Raw genomic sequence first — 21,304 nt, forward strand, 5'->3', positions numbered from 1 at the left:
AGCGACGCGAGCAGACCGGGAGGCAGCGATGATCGGCCTGTGGGACACCACCGGCAACGAGGTGGTCAAGGCGCTCGCTGCCGAGCGGCGCAGCGCCGGCGGGGTGGCCAGTGGCATGGCACTCACGCTGATCGTGGTGGTGGACGAGAAGCGGGTCCGCGAGGCGGAGGCCGCGGCGACGATCGCTTCCGCCGCCCATCCGTGCCGGCTGCTGATCGTGGTTCGTTCCGACGTGGATCGGGATCGCAACCGGCTGGACGCGGAGATCGTCGTGGGTGGCCGGCTCGGCCCCGGTGAGGCGGTGGTGGCCCGGATGCACGGGCGGCTGGCCCTGCACGCCGAATCGGTGGTGATGCCGCTGCTGGTGCCGGACGTACCGGTGGTGACCTGGTGGCACGCGGACCCGCCAGCCGAGATAGCCACCGACTTCCTGGGTGTGGTGGCGGACCGGCGAATCACCGACGCCGCGCAGGCCGACAACCCGATTGAGGCGCTGCGGCAGCGGGCGCACGACTACGCTCCCGGTGACACCGACCTGGCCTGGACCCGGGTCACGCTGTGGCGCACCCTGGTGGCGGGTGCCTTCGACACCACCGAGGCGAAGGTCACCGCGGCTACCGTGGTGGCACCACCGACCGATCCGACGGCCGCACTGATGCGGGGCTGGCTCGCCTCCCGGCTGGGAATCGACCCCCAGTGGCGGCACACCGACCAGTACTCCCGGATGCACGAGGTGCAGTTGCGCTGCGCCAACGGCGACGAGCTGACGCTGACCCGCAACGACAGCATGGCGGTGTTCCGACGCAGCGGCCAGGAGGACCGCATCCTGCCGCTGGTGCGCCGGCCGCTCGGCGACGAGCTGGCCGAGGAGTTGCGCCGGCTCGACGCCGACCAGGTATACGCGGAGGCGCTCGGTGCTGCGGCGGGGGTCTCCGGGTTGGAAAGCCGTCCCGCCCAGCGGGTGCATATCTGGAAGGACCCGGCTCAGGCGCGGCGGGCCGAGGCGGGGATCACCGCGCACGCTGGGATCGCGCGGGCATGAGCGAGGCGAGTATCGCGGTCCATGCCGATGCCGAGCTGCTGGCACAGGCGGTGGCCGCCCGGCTACTGGTCCGAATCCTCGATGCACAGACCGGGCGCGGACAGGCGTCGGTGGTGTTGACCGGCGGCCGGATCGCCACCGCCGTCTATCGGGCGTTGGCGGCGCTGCCCGCCCGAGAGGCGGTCGACTGGTCGCGGGTGGACGTCTGGTGGGGAGACGAGCGGTTCCTGCCCGAGGGTGACCCGCAGCGCAACGCGACGCAGGCCCGGGCCGCGCTCCTGGACGCGGTGCCGCTGGACCCGGCCCGGGTGCACCCGATGCCAGCATCGGACGACCCGGCCGGCAGCGACCCGGAGGAGGCCGCCGGCCGGTACGCGGCGGAGCTGGCCCGGGCGGCCCGCCCCGGCACCGCCGTCCTCCCCCACTTCGACGTGCTCCTGCTGGGGGTGGGCGAGGACGGCCACGTGGCCTCGGTCTTCCCGGAGCATCCGGTGCACTACGAGAACCGGCCGGTCAGTGCGGTCCGGGGCAGCCCGAAGCCGCCGCCGATCCGTACCACCCTGACCCTGCCGACGATCAACACCGCGGAGGAGGTGTGGTTGATCGCCAGCGGTGCGGACAAAGCCCGTGCCGTCGGCCTGGCGTTGGCTGGCGCGGGGCCGGTGCAGCTACCGGCCGCGGGTGTGCGGGGCATCAACCGCACCCTCTGGCTGCTGGATCGAAGCGCCGCAGCCGACCTGCCCGCCCGTTTCCGCAGCGTGCGCTGATCCGGCCGCCCGCGGCGGGAGAAACGAACTGCGCGCGGCCCCGTCCGAAGACGGGCCGCGCGCAGGGTATGACGCGACGGGCTGGCTCAGCCGAGGCTGGACTGCTGGAGACGCAGCCAGAGCCCGAGCCCGACGATGCAGGCGAACCAGACGATGCCCACCAAAACGGTGTAGCGGTCCAGATTCTTCTCGGCGACCGACGATCCCGCCAGGCTGGAGCTGACCCCGCCGCCGAACATGCTGGACATCCCACCGCCCTTACCCCGGTGTAGCAGGATCAGCAGGACGAGCATGAAGCTCGTAATGACCAGCAACACGATCAACGTGTACGCGAACCAGATCGGCATGGCGGGGGACAGTCCTCTCGTTGCGATCCTCGCCCGGGCAGAACGGGCACAGTGACACCGACCGGCGGACGGGCGGAGTCAAGGATAGCGAAGCGATCAGCCGGTGGTGTGCTCCGGGAACCGGCAGATCTTCGCGAACTCCTCAGCGTCCAGGCTGGCACCGCCGACAAGGGCGCCGTCCACGTCCGGCTGAGCCATGATGGCGGCCACGTTCGACGACTTGACCGACCCGCCGTAGAGGATCCGAACCTGGTCGGCCGTCTCCGGACCGACGTTCCCGGCGAGCCGCTGACGGAGCGCCCCGCAGACCTCCTGGGCGTCCTGGGGGGTGGCCGTCTTGCCGGTGCCGATCGCCCAGACCGGCTCGTACGCGACGACGACCTGGGCCACCTGCTCGGAGGAGAGCCCCTTGAGAGCGGCGTCGAGCTGGTCGCTGCAGTGCGCGACCTGGTTGCCCAGTTCCCGGATCTCCAGCCCCTCCCCCACGCAGAGGATCGGGGTGAGGCCGTGGGTGAGGGCCGCCTGCACCTTCGCGTTGACGATCGTGTCGTCCTCGTGGTGGTCCGCCCGCCGCTCGGAGTGGCCGACCACCACGTACGTGCAGCCCAGCTTCGTCAGCATCGGCCCGGCGATGTCACCGGTGTGTGCCCCCGACGCGTGCGGCGAGAGGTCCTGCGCGCCGTAGCCGACCAGCAGCTTGTCCCCGTCAACGGCGGTCTGCACCGTCCGTAGGTCGGTGAACGGCGGTAGCACCACCGTCTCGACATCGGTGAGCTGCTTCGCGGTGAGACTCGCGGCGAGCTTCTGCACCAGCAGATTCGCCTCGAGGTGGTTGAGGTTCATCTTCCAGTTGCCGGCCATCAGTGGCCGGCGGGTGGGGTTGGCCATTCAGCTCTCCAAGGCCGCGATGCCGGGGAGGGTCTTGCCCTCCAGGTATTCAAGACTGGCGCCGCCGCCGGTCGAGATGTGGCTGAACGCCTGCTCGTCGAGGCCGAGTGCCCGCACCGCGGCGGCGGAGTCGCCGCCGCCGACCACGGTGAAGGCGTCCGACGTCGCGATCGCCTCGGCGACGCCGCGGGTGCCGTGCGCGAAGGCCGCCATCTCGAAAACGCCCATCGGGCCGTTCCAGAAGATCGTCCGAGCGCCCCGCAGCGCGGCGGCGAAACCCGCCACCGTCTCCGGGCCGATGTCGAGCCCGACCCGCTTGCTGGGGATCCCGTCGGCCCGCACCGTGTCGTGCGGGGCGTCGGGGGCGAACGCGTCCGCCGCCACCACGTCAACCGGAAGCATGATCTTGCCGTCGGCGCGCTCCAGCAGGCTCCGGCAGGTCTCGACCATCTCCTCCTCCAACAGCGAGGAGCCCACCTCGTGGCCCTGCGCCTTGAGGAAGGTGAAGCACATGCCGCCACCGACCAGCAGCCGGTCGACCTTCGGCAGCAGCGCCTCGATCACCGCCAGCTTGTCGGAGACCTTGGATCCGCCGAGCACCACCACATACGGGCGGTCCGGCTCCCCGGCGAGGGTGCCGAGTACCTCCACCTCGCGCAACACCAACCGGCCCGCCACATGCGGCAGCCGGGCCGGTACGTCGTACACGCTCGCGTGCCGACGGTGCACCGCGCCGAACGCGTCGTCCACGTACGCGTCGGCGAGCGCGGCGAGCTGGTCGGCGAAGGCACCCCGCTCCGCCTCGTCCTTGCTGGTCTCACCCGGGTTGAACCGAAGGTTCTCCAGCAGGGCGACCTGGCCGTCGGCGAGATCGGCCACGGTGGACCGGGCCGAGTCGCCGACCGTGTCCTCGGCGAAGTGCACCGGCGCGCCGAGCAGCTCACCGAGCCGCCCGGCGACCGGACGCAGGCTGAACACCGGGTTGGGGCTGCCCTTCGGCCGCCCCAGGTGGGAGCAGACGACCACCTTCGCGCCGGCCTGGACCAGCGCGCTCAGGGTCGGCAGCACGGCCCGAATCCGGCCGTCGTCAGCGATCTGACCCGTCTGCTTGTCGAGCGGGACGTTGAGGTCCGCGCGGACCAACACCCGCCGACCCGTTACCTCCTCGGCGAGCAGGTCGTCGAGGGTGCGGATAGTCACCGGACCAGCCCTCCCCTCGTCACCAGGCCCCCCGTGGGCTGCCTACGCGTGCTCACAGCGACTGACCAACCAGCTTCACGAGATCCACGAGGCGGTTCGAGTAGCCCCACTCGTTGTCGTACCAGCCGACGATCTTCACCTGGTTGCCGATCACCTTGGTCAGCGGAGCGTCGAAGATGCAGGACGCCGGGTCGGTGACGATGTCGGCCGAGACGATCGGGTCCTCGCTGTAGGACAGGACGCCGTTGAGCGGGCCGTTGGCGGCCGCCTTCATCGCGGCGTTGACCTCGTCCACCGTGGTCTCCCGGCCGACGGTGACGGTCAGGTCGGTGGCGGACCCGGTCGGGATCGGCACGCGCAGCGCGTAGCCGTCCAGCCGGCCCTTGAGCTCCGGCAGCACCAGGCCGATCGCCTTCGCCGCGCCGGTGGAGGTCGGCACGATGTTCAGCGCGGCGGCCCGGGCCCGACGCAGGTCCTTGTGCGGAGCGTCCTGGAGGTTCTGGTCCTGGGTGTACGCGTGGATGGTGGTCATCAGGCCCTGCTCGATGCCGAACGTGTCCTGCAGGACCTTCGCCATCGGCGCCAGACAGTTGGTGGTGCAGGAGGCGTTGGAGATGACGGTGTGCTTGGCCGGGTCGTACTCCGCCTGGTTGACGCCCATCACGACGGTGACGTCTTCGTTCTTCGCCGGCGCCGAGATGATCACCTTCTTGGCACCGCCGTCGACGTGCGCCTTCGCCTTGGTGGCGTCGGTGAAGAAACCGGTGGACTCGATGACCACGTCCACGCCCAGCTCGCCCCAGGGCAGCTTCGCCGGGTCCTTCTCGGCGTATGCCTTGACGGTCTTGCCGCCCACGGTGATCTCGTCCGCGCTGGCCTTCACCTCCTGCGGCAGGCGGCCGAGGATGCTGTCGTACTTGACAAGGTGGGCGAGCGTCGCGTTGTCGGTCAGGTCGTTGACCGCCACGACCTCGATGTCAGCGCCGGACGCCAGCACTGCCCGGAAGAAGTTACGGCCGATCCGGCCGAAGCCGTTGATGCCAACCCGGATGGTCACAGGTCCCATCTCCTCGCGTTCTAGTCCGCCGGCGTGATGACCCACGAGCCGGCGAATGGTCTGCGCCGGCCGGTGGAACCGGCCGTTTGACGGTTCATCTCGGCCGCCCCGCCGCGGTCCGAGGGACTGACCGCCCGAGGCGGTGCGCACGGCGAGGAATGCCGAGTGCCGGCTCCCTTGCCGTACGCAGCGACCCTATCCGAGCACGGGGGTTCACGCTGCGGCGGGTGGTGATCCTGCCGCACCGCAAGCCGCCACCGTCCTATCAGACCACGAGCATGTCCGGCGTGACTGCCGCTTCGGTATCCGGGATGCCGAGATCGCGGGCCCGCTTGTCGGCGAGTGCGAGCAGCCGCCGGATCCGCCCGGCGATCGCATCCTTGGTCAACGGCGGGTCGGCGAGCGCGCCCAGCTCCTCCAGCGATGCCTGGCGATGCTCCAGCCGCAGCCGCCCGGCCGAGGTCAGGTGGTGCGGCGCGTCGTCGGCGAGGATCTCCAGGGCACGGGTGACCCGGGCGGCGGCGGCGACCGCGGCGCGCGCCGACCGACGCAGGTTCGCGTCGTCGAAGTTCGCCAGCCGGTTCGCGGTGGCCCGCACCTCACGCCGGACCCGACGTTCCTCCCAGGCCAGCACGCTGGCGTGGGCACCGATCCGGGTGAGCAGGGCGGCGATGGCGTCACCGTCCTTGACGACCACCCGGTCCACGCCGCGCACCTCGCGGTTCTTCGCGGCGATGCCGATCCGGCGGGCCGCGCCGACCAGGGCAAGTGCCGACTCCGGGCCGGGGCAGGTGATCTCCATCGCACTGGAACGACCCGGCTCAGTCAGCGAGCCGTGTGCCATGAACGCGCCGCGCCACGCCGAGACCGCGCAGCAGACGTTGGCGGCCACCACGTGCGGTGGCAGGCCCCGCACCGGACGACCGCGGACATCGAGCAGGCCGGTCTGCCGGGCGAGGAACTCGCCGTCCTTGACCACCCGCACGATGAAGTGGCTGCCCTTGCGTAGCCCACCGGAGGCGAGGACGTGGATCTCGCTGGGGTAGCCGTAGACCTCGGCGATCTCACGCCGCAGCCGTCGGGCCACCGCCCCGGTGTCCAGTTCGGCCTCCACGACCACCCGACCGGAGACGATGTGCAACCCGCCGGCGAAGCGCAGCAGCGCCGCCATCTCCGCCCGCCGGCAGCAGGGCTTGGGCACGTCCACCCGGCTCAGCTCGTCCTTGACCGCCGCCGTCATCGCCATTGTGCGTCCTCTCACGGACCGGTTCCGGCGTGTCGCCGGAGATTACGTACGTGTCTAACGAGCGGCACCCAGGACCGGCACCAAAGCAGCGGCGAGAGCAGCCGAATCATGACAGGGCGTGCCGTCGTTGACCGCGACCGGGGCGAGGATCAACCGAGCGCCCAGGGATTCTGCCGCACGCTCGACCGGGTCGGGGTCACCCACCGCCTTGACGTCTCCGAGTACGCAGTCGACCCGTAACGTCGGCAGGTACCACCGCAGCTCGGCCAGGTGGTCAGCGACGGAGAGCCCGAACGTCTCCTTCTCGGCGGCCAGGTTCAGGGTGACCAACCGGCGGGCGGGGCTCGCCACGATCGCCGCGGCCAGCTCCGGCACCAGCAGGTGCGGCAGCACGCTGGTGTACCAGCTACCTGGGCCGAAGAGGAGCCAGTCGGCCGCGCCGATGGCGGCCAGCGCCTCGGGGCAGGCCGCCGGTGCCTGCGGATCCAGCCGCAGCGACTCGACCCGCCCGGTGGTGATGGCCACCTGATGCTGGCCGCTGACGATGCCGACCTCCGCCGGCCGGGCGGGGTTGACGCCCCGAACCCGCGCCTCGATCCCGACCGGCTCGCAGGACATCGGCAGTACCCGCCCGACGGTGCCCAACATCGCGCCAGCGTGCTCCAGCGCCGCCACCGGGTCGCCGAGCAGCTCCATCAGCCCGCAGAGCATGAGATTGCCGACAGCGTGCCCGGTCAGCCGGCCCGCGATGGCGGCCTCCCGGTCGCCGATCGTCGGGGGCGGGACCGCGGCGAAGCGGTGCTGGAAGAGCCCGGCGCTACGCTGGGTGGCGGGGTGGTCTCCGGCCAGCGCGACGAGCGCCTGCCGCAGGTCCCCCGGCGGCAGCCCGCCCCGCTCCGCGCGCAGCCGGCCACTGGACCCGCCGTCGTCGCCGACGGTCACCACGGCGGTCAGATCAAGGTCGAGTTCGGGAGCACAGCGCCGCAGTGCCCGCAGCGAAGCGGAGAGTCCGTGCCCACCACCGAAGGCGACCACCCGGACGGCCGTCACTCGCGCCCCAGGTCACGGTGCTGCGCGGTGGCGGCGAGGCCGGTCTGACGCAGCCGCGCGGCCAGCTCCTCGGCGATGGCGACACTGCGGTGCTTGCCGCCGGTACAGCCGACGGCGGCGGTCACATACCGCTTTCCCTCCCGCTCGAAACCGGCAGTGGTGGCATTGAGCAGGTCGGCGTAGGTCGCCACGAAGTCCTCGGCGCCCGCCTGGCCCAACACGTACGAACTGACCGCCTCCACCTGCCCAGTGTGCTCGCGCAGCTCCGGAACCCAGTACGGGTTCGGCAGGAACCGGGCGTCGCAGACGAAGTCGGCATCCGGCGGTACGCCGTACTTGAAACCGAACGACACCACGGTCACCCGCAGCCGGCGGGCATCCTCGGCACCGAAGAGCTCCTCGATCCGCCGACGCAGCTGGTTGACGTTGAGATGGCTGGTATCGACGAACACGTCGGCCTGGTCCCGGGCCCCCTCCAGCAGCCCGCGCTCGACCGCGATGCCGTCAGCGAGTCGTCCCTCCCCCTGCAACGGGTGCGAACGCCGGACGCTCTCAAACCGCCGGATCAACACCTCGTCGTCGGCGTCCACGAAGACCACCCGCGGGCCGAACCCCCGCTCCTTGAGCTCTCGGATCGCACCGACCAGGTCGGTGGAGAAGGCCCGGGAGCGCACGTCCAGCACCATCGCCGTCCGTCGGGCGGCGCCACCGGCCTTCATCGCCAGCTCGGCCATGTCCAGCATCAGCGCCTGGGGCAGGTTGTCGACCACGTAGTAGCCGACGTTCTCCAGGGCACGGGCAACGGTGCTGCGCCCACCACCGGAGACCCCGGTCACCACCACGAGCGTGGTGTCGGTACCCGACGGGTCGGGTTCACCCGGCACGCTCGTCTGCCCCTCGATCACCTAGTACTCCCAACGTGTGGCACCGCGACCGAAATCGGGCCACGGGTTCGAACAGCGACTCTAACTCGCCGACCGACGCAGATCTCCCCCGTCACATTCCCGACACCAGGACAGCTCGCTACTCATCGGCCACCAGAACGTCTCGGCAGGGTGACAGTCGCACGTTGCCGCCCACCCAGCAGGGGGTGTGCTGCACAGCGACGCGTCTGGGCGGCCCCCGGACCATCCAGACGCGCACTCCGCTACCGCCTCCGCAGCGCCTCAGCCCGTCCGGGCCGAGCACACCGACGCGCTCCCACGGCTCGTCCCGGAACAGCGAATCGTCTCCCGAGCCGGACAGCGGCGGTCAGGTCAGCTCCGTGACGCGGACCGCAGCCCGGTGACAAAGGACGCCCAGGCAGCCGACCCGAAGACGAGCGTCGGCCCAGCCGGATCCTTCGAGTCCCGGACCGCCAGCCCGTCATCCAGCCCAGCCACCTCGACGCAGTCGGACCCGTTGGCGCTACTGCGAGAACTCTTACGCCAGGTTAGAACCGCAACGTCGGGCGTCATCATCGCAAGGCTCCTCTGGCCAGAACTCAGGGTTGAAGCTCGGCGGCCACCGTGGCGAGGAAGTCGGCGGACTGGTCGGGATCGAGCGCCTTCGCACGCAGATGGTCGAAGGCGAGTCTATATCGCGACACGTGCTCGCCTGTTTCGAGCAGCATTGTGTTGGTGTCGTTGTCGACGTAGACGATAGTCGGATCGAGTGCCGGCTCCGCGTAGTCAAGGATCGTGAAGGCCCCGCCCATCGAAGCGTGCGCTCCAGCGGAGAAGGGCAACACCTGCACCTCGACCGCTGGCATCTGGCACGCCTGGACGATGCGCGCCACCTGAGCGGCCATGACTTTCGGGCCTCCAACGTGCCGCCGCACCGCGGCCTCGTCGAGGACGATCCACAACCGGGGCGGGACATCCCGAGCGAGGAGCACCTTCCGGGCCTGGCGTGCCGCGATGACTCGGGCCACCTCATCCAGATCAGCCATCGTCCGACCCGCGTGGATGATCGCTCGGGCATACTCCTCGGTCTGCAGGAGACCGGGAACGTACAAGCTCTGGAAGGTGCTGATGGCGGCAGCCTCAGCTTCGAAGCCAACGTAGTCGTCGGGTAGCACGTCACCGTACGCGCTCCACCAGCCCTTCTGGCGGGCCTGCCGAGCGAGGGCGGTCAGCGTGCCCTGCTCCTCCGCGGAAGCCTCGTAAAGGTCGAGGAGTTTACGTAGGCCATCAGCTGAGATTCCGCTGTGCCCCTGCTCGATGCGAATCACCTTTGCCCGGTGCCATCCGACCATTCGGGCCACCTCATCGACGGTCAGGCCGCGCTGATCGCGCAGCCGACGCAGCTCACGACGGAGCCGGCGGGCGCGAATTGTCGGACTCGCCGAGGTCGCCATGATTGCCACCTTTCACCAACGTGCAGACACCGAACCGGAATGACCATACAACGACCTTCAACACTGCCAATTGCTACGTTGCAATGATTATTGCGACCTGTCACCATCGATAGATCCCGCTACACAGGCCAACTGATCATCGGGAGTAGCAGTGACTGACGACCAGACGTCGGAGTGGACGCGGCAGGACCACATCCCGGCCGGGCACCGTATGGACCTCGCCGAGCTTCTCGACCAGGCGGATGTCTCCGAACGGGTCCGCGCCGCCGTCACGCAGGCGTTGACGGATTCGACCAGTTCGACCGCGTACGTCGATGCCCTGGTCGCCCGCTACGCGACCGAGCGTGAGCGGCGATCGATACCCGCTCTGCCGCCCGCCTGCGCCGCCGACGCGCACCGCCGGTGGACCTTGCACCTGACCTACCGGGCCGACGACCTGCTGGCGGCCCGGGACCGGGCGGTCGTCTACGTCGAAGGGCTGACGTTGCTGCGCCCGGAGTTGTCCGCCAACACCGTCCTGCTGTCCCGGGCCGATGCGTGGAACCAGGTCGAGCCGCTGTTCTGCGGCCGGGTGGGCCCGGACGAAGAGGTCTGCGCGGACACCCTCGGGCATCCCGGGTTCCACCAGGCCGCCGGTCTGGGCGGGTTCCGCTGGGGCGACGGCGACGACGGGTGCGACCGGTGACCGCGTCGACCTACCCCCGGGTGTCGCCCTGCCGGCACTGCGGCCTGGCGGTGCTCCGTGACAACGACGACGCCTGGATCCACACCACGCTCAGCTACGTCTGCCGGGACCGGTGGGGTGCGCTGCGCGGCTCGTACGCCGACCCCGAGCCACCGGCACCAGCCAGCTGGGACCGCCGTTCGGGGCCAGGTCACCACGGCGAGACCGCCGTTCGGGGCCGAGCCAGCGCGGTGAGACCGCCACCCCGGTCAGCCCCGCCGGGCATGCACCGCCGCGTCAGGGGTCACTCGTAGACTGCGCCCCATGTCCTCCCCCACCGACCAGCAGCCCGCCGCGTTGGAAACGCTGCGGCGTGTCTTCGGCTACGACGCCTTCCGGGGCTTCCAGCAGGAGGTCATCGAGCACGTGACGGCCGGCGGGGACGCCCTGGTACTGATGCCGACCGGCGGTGGCAAGTCGCTCTGCTACCAGATCCCGGCGCTGCTGCGCGACGGCGTCGCGGTGGTCGTGTCACCGTTGATCGCGCTGATGCAGGACCAGGTTGACGCGCTGACCGCGGTCGGGGTCCGAGCCGGCTTCCTCAACTCGACGCTTGACGTCGACGCCCGCCGCGCCGTCGAGCGGGCCTTCGTCGCCAGGGAGCTGGATCTGCTCTACCTCGCTCCGGAGGCCCTGGGCACCCGGGGCGTGCAGCACCTGCTCGACCAGGGGCGGATCAGCCTCTTCGCGATCGACGAGGCGCACTGCGTGTCGCAGTGGGGGCACGACTTCCGCCCGGACTACCTGGCCCTGTCGATGCTGCACGAACGCTGGCCGGGGGTGCCTCGGATCGCGTTGACGGCCACCGCGACCAGCGCCACCCGGGCCGAGATCTCGACCCGGCTCCAGCTCACCTCGGCCCGGCACTTCGTCGCCAGCTTCGACCGGCCCAACATCCAGTACCGCATCGCGGCGAAGCGGGAGCCGAAGCGGCAACTACTGGCCCTGCTCCGTGACGAACACCCGGGGGACGCCGGCATCATCTACTGCCTGTCCCGGGCCACCGTGGAGAAGACCGCGGAGTTTCTGGTCGACAACGGTGTAACCGCGCTGCCCTACCACGCCGGCCTGGACGCGGTCACCCGCGCCCGGCACCAGCAGCGCTTCCTGCGGGAGGACGGCGTGGTCATGGTCGCGACGATCGCGTTCGGGATGGGCATCGACAAGCCCGACGTGCGGTTCGTCGCCCACCTTGACCTACCGAAGTCGGTGGAGGGCTACTACCAGGAGACCGGTCGCGCCGGGCGGGACGGCCTACCGGCGACAGCCTGGCTCGCCTACGGCCTGACGGATGTGGTGCAGCAGCGCCGGCTGATCGACACCTCGGAGGGGGACCCGGCGCACCGGCGAAATCTCGCCACCCATCTGGAGGCGATGCTCGCGCTCTGTGAGACGGTCCGCTGCCGCCGGGCGCAGCTCCTGGACTACTTCGGCGAGACCGCCCCCGCCTGCGGCAACTGCGACACCTGCCTACAGCCACCCGAGTCGTGGGACGGCACGATCGCCGCGCAGAAGCTACTCTCCACGATCTACCGGCTCGACCGGGAGCGCAGCCAACGCTTCGGTGCCGGGCACTGCGTCGACATCCTTCTCGGCCGCGCCACCGACAAGATCCAGCAGCACCGGCACGACTCCCTGACGGTCTTCGGGATCGGCACCGACCTGAGCGAGGCGGAGTGGCGGGGGGTGGTCCGGCAGCTGCTCGCCGAGGGGCTACTGGCGGTCGAGGGCGACTACGGCACCCTTGCCCTCACCGACACCAGCGCGGAGGTGTTGGGCCGACGTCGCACCGTCATGCTGCGCCGCGAGCCGGCCCGGAAGGCCCGACCGGCGAAGCCACGCGGCGCGGCCACCGTGGTCGCCGAGCTGACGCCGGCCGCCGCCGAGGCCTTCGAACGGCTACGCGCCTGGCGGGCCGCCACCGCCAAGGAGCAGGGGGTGCCGGCGTACGTGATCTTCCACGACGCCACGCTGCGACAGATCGCCACCGACGCCCCCGCCGACCTGGCCGACCTGGCCAAGGTCGGCGGCGTCGGTGAGGCGAAGCTGGCGAAGTACGGCGAGCAGGTGCTGACCGTACTCGCCGACGACCCCCACCCTGCTTGATCAACCTGAGCCGGGGTCGCCTGGTAGCCGGGTACAGGGCCGACGCCTGCGAAGCTCTGTGGGGATCTGCGGCGCCGGTCAGATCGTACGGATCAGGACGAGGTCCTCGAGACCAGCGAAATCATCGGCGTTGCGGGTGTAGACGGCAGCATCGTGAGCGTGTGCGGTCGCGGCGATGAGCAGGTCCATCACCCTGGCTCGCGGTTGGCGGCCAATCTCGACCACACGTGCGGCTAATCGCGCATAGCTGTCAGCAACGGCCTCGTCGATGGGAAGGGGATCGAATCGACGTTGGATGGCACTCAACCGCGCTAGACGACCCGCCCTCGCGTCAGCGGTTTTCGCTGCCAGCACCCCGAACTGGAGCTCGGCAAGGCTAGTGACGCTGATGGCCAGTTCGCCGGGAATCGGGGTTACATCAGTAGCAATGAGGATGCTGGTGTCGAGGATGCCGCGACTCACCGCTCAGCCCACGGGTCGGTGACAGCGTCGTCGAGAAGGTGCCGATCCGCTGCCCATCCGGGGTCCGTGGGCTGCTGGAACACGCTGGCAATGTCGTCCCACCCGCGCCAGGCACGCGGACCGACCGGGCCGAGCACGGCTGCTGGCCGACCGGCGACGGTAATCGTCACGCGTTCACCCGCTTGTGCCCGACGTACCAAGTCGCTGGCGTTCTGCCGCATCTCCCGTAGCCCGACCTCGTCCATGTGACCCACGGTAGCACATGTGCTACCCCTGTGGTTCACCTGTTGATCAGGCTAAACGTGTCGCCGGTTAGCCAGGCGTGCGCAGGTCCGTGACAGCGCCATCGACGGTTCCACGCCGGGCGATGAACTCTGTCAGCACCGGGGCGAGGGTCTGCGACGACGGTATGTGCCCCTCGCCGGGCAGCACCAGATGCGTGCCCTGCGGCAGCGCCGCGGCGGCGGCGCGGGCCACCTCGATCATCCAGTCTGGGCTCTCGCCGCCGCTGAGCACCAGCGCGGGCACGGAAATCCGGGCGGCGACCTCCATCGGCAGGATGCCACCGCGGCTACGGTCGCCCATCACCGCCGAGTCGTAGGCGAGCGTCGGCGCGAGTGCCACCACGTCGGACCACCACGGCTCGTGGCGCAGCTCGGCCACCACCTCCGCCGGCACCCCGGTGGTCTCGAAGAACAGCGCCACCGCGTCGTCGCGTCGATCCTCCGACAGCAGCGTGGTCAGGGCCTCGGCGTAGTCGCGGGCCTCCTGGCGGTCCTCGTCGGTGTCCGCGCCGAACGGTGGTTCGTGGAGCACGATCGCCTTGGCCGGCACCCCGGCTGCCGCGGCATGCAGCACCAGTGCGGCACCGGACGAGTGCCCGTACAGAATGACGTCGGCACCGAGATCATTGACGAGGGCGGCGATATCCTCGACCTCCCGCTCGACGGCATACGGGCTGGAGTCGCCGCTGTCGCCCCGCCCACGGCGGTCATAGTTGACGACCGGTAGGTGGGCGCCGAGCCCTTCGGCCAGCGGGCGGGTCTTCGCCCGGTCGCAGGTGGCGCCGCCGACCACGATCAGCGAATCCGCACCGTGCTCTCCGTAGCGTTCGTACGCGATCGCCGTGCCGTCCGCGGATGTCACCTTCAGCATGCCCAACCCTTCTGTCAGCAACGCTCAGATAGACACGTACTAGGTGCGGGGTTCATCTGGCTGCGTCGAATCGCCGAGCGCGGCGAGGATCGCCTCGGCGGTCCGCTGGCCGACCCCCGGGACCTCGGTGATCTCCTCCACCGAGGCGGCGGAGAGCCGCTTCAGCGAGCCGAAGTGGCGCAGCAGTGCCTTGCGGCGCACCTCGCCCAGCCCAGGCACCCGGTCCAGCGCCGACTCGGTCATCCGTCGGGAACGCCGCTGCCGGTGGAACGTGATGGCGAACCGGTGCGCCTCGTCCCGCACCCGTTGCAGCAGGTAGAGGCCCTCCGACGTGCGCGGCAGAATGGCCGGGAAGTCGTCGTCGGGCAGCCACACCTCCTCCAGCCGCTTCGCCAGCCCGCAGAGCGCCACATCATCGACGCCCAACTCGGCGAGAGCCTGCGCCGCCGCCGCGACCTGCGGCGCACCCCCGTCCACCACCACCAGCTGTGGTGGATAGGCGAACTTGCGCGGCCGGCCGGTCGTCGGATCGACCAGGGTGCCGACCCGCGGCTCGTCGGGCACGCCCGGCCCGGTCGAGGCCGGCCCGGCCGGGGTGGCGGGGTCACCGGCCGACTCGACACCGGCCTCCCCCGTCTCGGCCCGCGCGTCCAGGTAGCGGGCGAACCGCCGCCGCAGCACCTCCGACATCGCCGAGAGGTCGTCGGTGGCGCCCCGGATGATGAACCGCCGGTACTCGCTCTTGCGCGGCAGCCCGTCCTCGAAGACCACCATGCTGGCCACCACGTCGGTGCCCTGGATCTGGGAGATGTCGTAGCACTCGATGCGCAGCGGCGCCGTCTGCAGGCCCAACGTCTCGGCGATCTCGTCGAGGGCCTTGCTCCGGGTGGTGAGATCACCGGCGCGTTTGAGCTTGTGCCGGGCGAGGGCGTCGGTGGCGTTGCGCGCGACCGTCTCCAGCAGGGCACGCTTGTCGCCGCGCTGCGGCACCCGCAGTGTCACCCGGCTGCCGCGGTGGTCGGAGAGCCAGTCGGCGAGCGCCTCAACATCGGCGGGCAGCTCGGGCACGAGCAGTTCCCGGGGGACATCAGCCTCGCCCTGCTCCCCGCCATACACCTGGGTGCAGAAGTGGTGGACGAGATCACCGATGGTCAGCTCCTCGGTCTTCTCGACCACCCAGCCGCGCTGGCCGCGGATTCGCCCGTCACGCACGTGAAACACCTGCACGGCCGCCTCAAGCGGATCATCGGCGAAGGCGACCACGTCGGCGTCGGTGCCGTCGCCGAAGACCACGGTCTGTTTCTCCATCGCCCGGCGCAGGGCGGCCAGATCGTCGCGGAGCCGGGCGGCCCGCTCGAACTCCAGCTCCGCGCTGGCGTCGGCCATCTCCCGCTCCAACCGCCGGACCATGAGGTCGGTGCGGCCGGCCATGAAGTCGCAGAAGCCCTCCACGATCGCCCGGTGCTCCTCGGCGGAGACGCTGCCGACGCAGGGCGCGGCGCACTTGTCGATATAGCCCAGCAGACAGGGGCGGCCGACCTGACCGGCCCGCTTGAACACCCCCGACGAGCAGGTGCGCGCCGGAAAGACCCGGAGCAGCAGGTCGAGCGTCTCGCGGATCGCCCAGGCGTGCGAGTACGGTCCGAAGTAGCGCACACCCTTGCGCTTCGCTCCCCGCATGACCTGGAGTCGCGGGAACTCCTCGGAAACGGTGACCGCCAGGTACGGGTAGGACTTGTCGTCCCGGTAGCGGACGTTGAACCGCGGATCGTACTGCTTGATCTCGGTGAACTCCTGCTGGAGCGCCTCGACCTCGGTGGCGACGGAGATCCAGTCCACCGACTCGGCGGTGAAGACCATCTGCCGGGTGCGCTGGTGCAGATTGACCGGATCGGCAAAATACGAGTTGAGCCGGTTGCGCAGGTTTCGCGCCTTGCCGACATAGATCACCCGGCCGGTTCCGTCGCGGAACCGGTAGACCCCCGGTGACTCCGGGATCGTGCCGGGGGCGGGACGGTAGGACGAGGGATCAGCCACGTTCCGAGCCTAGTCGCCGGCTCCGACAGCCTCCTGCCACGCCAGCTCCGCTCCGGTGCTGGGTCGCCGGTCAGGCGAGCGAGATCCGGTCGCCGGTTACCTTGACATCCCGCGGCGCGAGGGGCTTGGTCGACGGGCCGGCCTGCACCGCGCCGTCCTCGATCGAGAACTTGCTCCCGTGGCAGGTGCAGTTGATCGTGCCACCGTCGACGTTCGCCACCGGGCAGCCCTGGTGGGGGCAGATCGGGTCGAAGCCCTTGAACTCCCCCGGCGACGGCTGGGTGATGACAACCCCCTGGGCGGCGTAGACGGCACCGCCCCCGACCGGGATGTCACTGGTCCGGGCCAACGACTGGGCGCCCTCCCGATCGCCGCCACCCGGGTCGCCGCTCTCGGTCAGCGCCGGGCCGGGGCTGACCTCGGCTTCGCCGGTGGAGTCGCCGCCGCAGGCGGCCAGGGCCATCGCCGCGCCGACGGCGCCCGCACCGGCCAGCACTACCCGCCGGGTCCGCGCACCGTCGCCAGCACCGGCTCCGGCGCCAGTCCCCGTCGGCATCTGCTCGTCACTCATTCCGCAATCTCCTCGGCTACCGCACCGCCACCCATCCGACCCTACCCGCCGGCCGGCATCACCACCCCGGTCGCGCTCGCGCCCAGCGCCTATCCCCGGTCCCGGTCACTCCAGTGCCCGGGACCGGCGGCGTGGGTCGGTCACCGGGCCTTGACAGCCGCCTTCCGGGGCGTGCGGGTCTTCGCACCGGCCGCGCGGACCTTCGTACCGTTGGCCTTGGCCGCCCGGGAGGTGGCCTGCACCGCGCCCTTCGCCGCACCGTCGAGCTTGAGCACCTGGCGCACAAACTGGCCGGTGTGGCTCTCGGGCACCTCGGCGACCTCCTCCGGGGTACCGGCGGCGAGGACCGTGCCGCCGCGGTGGCCGCCCTCCGGCCCCATGTCGATGATCCAGTCGGCGGTCTTGATCACATCGAGGTTGTGCTCGATGGTGATCACCGTGTTGCCCTTGTCGACCAGCCCCTCCAGCACCATCAGCAGCTTCCGGATGTCCTCGAAGTGGAGACCGGTGGTCGGCTCGTCGAGCACGTAGACCGTCCGCCCGGTAGAACGCTTCTGCAGCTCGGAGGCGAGCTTGACCCGCTGGGCCTCGCCCCCGGAGAGGGTCGGCGCGGGCTGGCCCAGCCGGACGTAGCCGAGCCCCACGTCCACCAGCGTCCTGAGGTGCCGGTGAATGGCCGGAATGGCGGAGAAGAACTCCGCCGCCTCCTCGATCGGCATCTCCAGCACGTCCGAGACGGTCTTGCCCTTGTAGTGCACCTCCAGGGTCTCCCGGTTGTACCGAGCGCCCTTGCAGACCTCACACGGAACGTAGACGTCGGGCAGGAAGTTCATCTCGATCTTCAGCGTGCCGTCGCCGGAGCAGGCCTCGCACCGACCCCCCTTGACGTTGAACGAGAACCGGCCCGGCCCGTACCCCCGGACCTTGGCTTCGACCGTCTCCGCGAACAGCTTGCGAACGTGGTCCCAGACGCCGGTGTAGGTGGCCGGGTTGGACCGCGGGGTACGGCCGATCGGCGACTGGTCCACCCCCACGACCTTGTCCACGTGTTCCAGACCGGCGACCCGGGTGTGCCGGCCCGGCACGAGTCGCGCCCCGTTGATCTGGTTGGCCAGCACCGCGTACAGGATGTCGTTGACCAGGGTCGACTTGCCGGAGCCGCTGACCCCGGTGACGGCGATCAGCTGACCGAGCGGGAACGTCACGGTCAGGTTCCGCAGGTTGTGCTCGCGGGCCCCCTGCACCGTCAGCTCCCGTCCCGGCGTCTGCGGACGGCGCTGCCCCGGCGTCGGGATCTCCTTCCGGCCGGAGAGGTACGCCCCGGTCATCGACTCTGGGTTCTCCAGCAACGCCGGGACCGACCCGCTGTGCACGATCCGGCCGCCGTGCTCACCCGCCCCCGGGCCGATGTCGACGATCCAGTCCGCCGTACGGATGGTGTCCTCGTCGTGCTCGACCACGATCAACGTGTTGCCGAGCCCACGCAGACGCAACAGCGTCTCGATCAGGCGGTGGTTGTCTCGCTGGTGCAGGCCGATCGACGGCTCGTCCAGCACGTAGAGCACGCCGACCAGGCCGGAACCGATCTGGGTGGCCAACCGGATGCGCTGCGCCTCACCCCCGGAGAGGGTGCCGGCCGGTCGGTCCAGGGAGAGGTAGTCCAGCCCGACGTCGAGCAGGAACCGCAGCCGGGCGTTGATCTCCTTGAGAACCCGTTCGGCGATCAGCCGCTGCCGGTCGGTCAACTCGACGCCGGCGAGCAGTTCGGCGCACTCCCCGACGGACATCCCGCACACCTCGGCGATGCTCCGACCGGCGACCGTGACCGCCAACACCTCCGGCTTGAGCCGGGCACCGCCGCAGGCGGCACAGGGAACATCCCGCATGTAGCCCTCGTACTTCTCCCGGGACCACTCCGACTCGGTGTCCGAGTGCCGGCGCTCGATCCACTGCATCACGCCCTCGAAGCCGGTGTAGTACGAGCGTTCCCGGCCGTACTTGTTGCGGTAACGCACGTGCACCTGGTCGTCGGCGCCGTGCAGGATCGTCTTCTGCGCCCGGGCCGGCAACGCCCGCCACGGGGTGTCGAGATCGAAATGCTCCGCCTCGCCCAGCGCATCCAGCAGGCGCAGGAAGTATTCCAGGCTGTGCCCGCTGGACCAGGGCTGGATCGCCCCCTCGCGCAGGCTGCGCTCCGGGTCGGGGATCACCAGCTCCGGGTCGACCTCCTTCTTCGTCCCCAGGCCGGTGCACTCCGGACACGCGCCGTAGGGGGCGTTGAAGGAGAAGACCCGGGGCTCCAGGTCCTCGATCGCGAGCTGGTGGTCGTTGGGGCAGGCCAGGTGCTCCGAGTAGCGGCGCTCCCGATCCGGGTCGTCCTCAGGCAGGTCGACGAAGTCCAGCAGGACCAGACCGCTGGAGAGCCCGAGCGCCGCCTCGACCGAGTCCGTCAGCCGCTGCTTGGCGGACGGCTTCACGGTGAGCCGGTCGATGACCACCTCGATGGTGTGCTTCTCCTGCTTCTTGAGCTTCGGTGGCTCGGTCAGCGGGTGCACCACCCCGTCCACCCGGGCACGGGCGTAGCCCTTCGCCTGAAGCTCGGCGAAGAGGTCCACATATTCGCCCTTACGGCCACGGACGACCGGCGCGAGAACCATGAACCGGGTGCCCTCGGCCATGGCGAGGACCCGGTCAACGATCTGCTGCGGGGTCTGCCGGGAGATCCGCTCGCCACAGACCGGGCAGTGCGGCTGGCCAATCCGGGCGAAGAGCAGGCGCAGGTAGTCGTAGACCTCAGTGATCGTGCCCACGGTCGACCGAGGGTTACGCGAAGTCGACTTCTGGTCGATGGAGACGGCCGGGCTGAGCCCCTCGATGAAGTCCACGTCCGGCTTGTCCATCTGGCCGAGGAACTGCCGCGCGTACGACGACAACGACTCGACGTAGCGCCGCTGCCCTTCCGCGAAGATGGTGTCGAAGGCCAGGCTCGACTTGCCGGAACCGGACAACCCGGTGAACACGATGAGCGCGTCCCGCGGCAGGTCGAGACTGACGTCACGCAAGTTGTGCTCGCGCGCGCCACGGATGATGAGTCGGTCAACCACGGTGCGTGTACTCCCGGGGTGCGGATTGATGGCAGCTGCCGCCCGACGGCCTGCCCGGGAGGTCTGACCCGGATGACGGCCGAGCGGTCGCCTGTGCGGTTGTGGTGCCCGTCGGGCGTTGTGTTCTACCCGTCGCGCGGTGTTCTACCCGTTGGGCGGTGTTCTACCCGTTGAGCGGTGTTCTACCCGTTGAGCGGTGTGTCGCCCACAGGGGCATGGTGGTTACCAGGTGCTGAAGAGCACCGCGGCAAGCCTAGCCCTGAGCTGTGACACTTCCCCTCGCCCGCGCATTCCCCCAGCTCAGCCCGGTCAGCCGCCCACCGCCCGTACCCCCGGGGCTTCCAGCACCGCGCCCCCACCCGGCACCGCCACCAGCGCCCGCCCAGCGGTGGTGTGTCGGCCCTTGCCGTCCAGCCGCCGGATCGTCGGCGTCGGCAGCACCACCGCGCCGGCCAGCGTGTTCACCAGACTCGACCGGCCCGCCCCGGGCGGGCCGAGCAAGCCGAGGGTCCGGCCCGGCACCACCTCCGCGCGCAGCGGATCGAGCCCATCGCCCCGCTTCGCGCTCACCGGCAGCACCGGCACCCCCGGCGCCACCGCCGCGACCTGCCGCGCCACCGCCGCCGAATCGGCCACCAGGTCAGACTTGGTCAGCACCACCAGCGGCCGGGCACCCGACTCGTGGGCGAGCGCGAGCAGGCGCTCGATCCGCCCGAGGTCGGGCTCTGGACGTACCGGCTCGACCACCGCCGCGGCGGTCAGGTTGGCCGCCAGCACCTGCCCGTGGGCGGCCTCGCCGGCGGTCCGGCACATCAACGTGGTACGCCGGGGCAGCACCGCCTCGAGCGTCACCTGCCGGTCGGGCCAGGTAGCGAGCAGCACCCAGTCGCCCACGCACGGCAGGTGCCGCCGATCCCGGGCGGCCGTGGCCAGCAGCGCCCCGCCGAGAGTGGCGCGGAGCGGGCCGGCAGCACCGAGGACGGTGCACACCCCCCGCTCCACCCAGGCCACCCGACCCGGCCGACAGTCGGCGCGCCGCCGTGCGTCGTGTGCCCGGTCGGCGTCCCAGCCCAGGGCGGTCAGGTCGATGGTCATGGGCTCCACTACCTCCTCCGGCCTCCCGGCGTCGGGTTGTCGCCGACCGTAGAGCGCACCGTAGAGCGCCGAAACCGATTTCCCCAGCGACGAGCAGACAGCCCCGACCGCTAGG

At 70.5% G+C, this 21,304-nt stretch carries 21 protein-coding genes; 5 read left to right on the forward strand and 16 right to left on the reverse strand.

The window, feature by feature from the left end; genetic code table 11:
* Positions 1-28 precede the first annotated feature (28 nt).
* On the forward strand, positions 29-1,042 hold the full coding sequence (locus STROP_RS15485) for a glucose-6-phosphate dehydrogenase assembly protein OpcA (protein WP_012014307.1): 1,014 nt from the start codon (positions 29-31) through the stop codon (positions 1,040-1,042).
* On the forward strand, positions 1,039-1,809 hold the full coding sequence (pgl, locus tag STROP_RS15490; RefSeq protein ID WP_012014308.1) for a 6-phosphogluconolactonase: 771 nt from the start codon (positions 1,039-1,041) through the stop codon (positions 1,807-1,809). The genes STROP_RS15485 and pgl overlap by 4 nt, the downstream gene beginning before the upstream one ends.
* An 86-nt stretch (positions 1,810-1,895) precedes the next feature.
* Here pgl and secG read toward each other — a convergent pair whose 3' ends face one another.
* The 9 genes from secG to STROP_RS15535 form a co-directional block, all read right to left on the reverse strand.
* A complete protein-coding gene (gene secG, locus STROP_RS15495) occupies positions 1,896-2,156 on the reverse strand; it encodes a preprotein translocase subunit SecG (RefSeq protein ID WP_012014309.1) in 261 nt (86 codons plus the stop codon).
* Between the two features lie 96 nt (positions 2,157-2,252).
* Positions 2,253-3,044: a triose-phosphate isomerase gene (gene tpiA / locus STROP_RS25420; RefSeq protein ID WP_012014310.1), complete on the reverse strand. Its 792-nt coding sequence runs from the start codon at positions 3,042-3,044 to the stop codon at positions 2,253-2,255.
* Positions 3,045-4,244, reverse strand: a complete 1,200-nt coding sequence (locus STROP_RS25425) for a phosphoglycerate kinase (RefSeq protein ID WP_012014311.1) — start codon at positions 4,242-4,244, stop codon at positions 3,045-3,047. It lies immediately after the preceding gene.
* Positions 4,245-4,296: 52 nt separating this feature from the next.
* The gene (gene gap, locus STROP_RS15510) at positions 4,297-5,301 is read right to left on the reverse strand and encodes a type I glyceraldehyde-3-phosphate dehydrogenase (RefSeq protein ID WP_012014312.1); all 1,005 of its coding nucleotides are present in this window, start codon (positions 5,299-5,301) and stop codon (positions 4,297-4,299) included.
* Between the two features lie 265 nt (positions 5,302-5,566).
* Positions 5,567-6,547, reverse strand: coding sequence for a DNA-binding protein WhiA (gene whiA, locus STROP_RS15515; protein WP_012014313.1), 981 nt, complete (start codon positions 6,545-6,547; stop codon positions 5,567-5,569).
* A gap of 54 nt (positions 6,548-6,601) precedes the next feature.
* Positions 6,602-7,597 (reverse strand): gluconeogenesis factor YvcK family protein, encoded by a 996-nt coding sequence (locus STROP_RS15520; protein WP_012014314.1) that lies wholly within the window; start codon positions 7,595-7,597, stop codon positions 6,602-6,604.
* Positions 7,594-8,502, reverse strand: coding sequence for an RNase adapter RapZ (rapZ, locus tag STROP_RS15525; RefSeq protein WP_012014315.1), 909 nt, complete (start codon positions 8,500-8,502; stop codon positions 7,594-7,596). Before rapZ ends, STROP_RS15520 begins: the two co-directional genes overlap by 4 nt.
* A gap of 351 nt (positions 8,503-8,853) precedes the next feature.
* Positions 8,854-9,057: a DUF397 domain-containing protein gene (locus STROP_RS15530; RefSeq protein ID WP_018833060.1), complete on the reverse strand. Its 204-nt coding sequence runs from the start codon at positions 9,055-9,057 to the stop codon at positions 8,854-8,856.
* Positions 9,058-9,080: 23 nt separating this feature from the next.
* Positions 9,081-9,935, reverse strand: a complete 855-nt coding sequence (locus STROP_RS15535) for a helix-turn-helix domain-containing protein (protein WP_012014316.1) — start codon at positions 9,933-9,935, stop codon at positions 9,081-9,083.
* Between the two features lie 151 nt (positions 9,936-10,086).
* Here STROP_RS15535 and STROP_RS15540 point away from each other — a divergent pair, with 151 nt between their 5' ends.
* The 3 genes from STROP_RS15540 to recQ are packed head-to-tail and all read left to right on the forward strand — an operon-like array spanning position 10,087 to position 12,765.
* On the forward strand, positions 10,087-10,620 hold the full coding sequence (locus STROP_RS15540) for a hypothetical protein (RefSeq protein WP_012014317.1): 534 nt from the start codon (positions 10,087-10,089) through the stop codon (positions 10,618-10,620).
* Positions 10,617-10,913 (forward strand): hypothetical protein, encoded by a 297-nt coding sequence (locus tag STROP_RS15545; protein ID WP_187151642.1) that lies wholly within the window; start codon positions 10,617-10,619, stop codon positions 10,911-10,913. Before STROP_RS15540 ends, STROP_RS15545 begins: the two co-directional genes overlap by 4 nt.
* 10 nt (positions 10,914-10,923) lie before the next feature.
* Positions 10,924-12,765: a DNA helicase RecQ gene (recQ, locus tag STROP_RS15550; protein WP_012014318.1), complete on the forward strand. Its 1,842-nt coding sequence runs from the start codon at positions 10,924-10,926 to the stop codon at positions 12,763-12,765.
* Positions 12,766-12,843: 78 nt separating this feature from the next.
* On the opposite strand, the gene STROP_RS15555 is transcribed toward recQ, so the two are convergent.
* From STROP_RS15555 to rsgA, 7 genes are all read right to left on the reverse strand, one after another.
* A complete protein-coding gene (locus STROP_RS15555) occupies positions 12,844-13,227 on the reverse strand; it encodes a PIN domain-containing protein (protein WP_012014319.1) in 384 nt (127 codons plus the stop codon).
* Complete coding sequence (locus STROP_RS15560; protein ID WP_018829262.1) at positions 13,224-13,472, reverse strand: type II toxin-antitoxin system Phd/YefM family antitoxin; 249 nt, start codon at positions 13,470-13,472, stop codon at positions 13,224-13,226. Before STROP_RS15560 ends, STROP_RS15555 begins: the two co-directional genes overlap by 4 nt.
* 67 nt (positions 13,473-13,539) lie before the next feature.
* Positions 13,540-14,382 carry an alpha/beta fold hydrolase gene (locus STROP_RS15565; protein ID WP_012014321.1) on the reverse strand — a complete coding sequence of 281 codons (843 nt, stop codon included), beginning with the start codon at positions 14,380-14,382 and terminating at the stop codon, positions 13,540-13,542.
* Positions 14,383-14,421: 39 nt separating this feature from the next.
* Entirely contained in the window at positions 14,422-16,419 is a 1,998-nt protein-coding gene (gene uvrC, locus STROP_RS15570) for an excinuclease ABC subunit UvrC (RefSeq protein ID WP_012014322.1), read from the reverse strand.
* Positions 16,420-16,489: 70 nt separating this feature from the next.
* The gene (locus tag STROP_RS15575) at positions 16,490-16,990 is read right to left on the reverse strand and encodes a Rieske (2Fe-2S) protein (protein WP_012014323.1); all 501 of its coding nucleotides are present in this window, start codon (positions 16,988-16,990) and stop codon (positions 16,490-16,492) included.
* Positions 16,991-17,130: 140 nt separating this feature from the next.
* Positions 17,131-20,094 carry an excinuclease ABC subunit UvrA gene (gene uvrA, locus STROP_RS15580; RefSeq protein WP_012014324.1) on the reverse strand — a complete coding sequence of 988 codons (2,964 nt, stop codon included), beginning with the start codon at positions 20,092-20,094 and terminating at the stop codon, positions 17,131-17,133.
* A 309-nt stretch (positions 20,095-20,403) separates the two neighbouring features.
* The gene (gene rsgA, locus STROP_RS15585; RefSeq protein ID WP_026275274.1) at positions 20,404-21,198 is read right to left on the reverse strand and encodes a GTPase RsgA; all 795 of its coding nucleotides are present in this window, start codon (positions 21,196-21,198) and stop codon (positions 20,404-20,406) included.
* Positions 21,199-21,304: the final 106 nt, after the last annotated feature.

This window comes from Salinispora tropica CNB-440, assembly GCF_000016425.1.
In the GTDB taxonomy this organism is placed as follows: domain Bacteria; phylum Actinomycetota; class Actinomycetes; order Mycobacteriales; family Micromonosporaceae; genus Micromonospora; species Micromonospora tropica.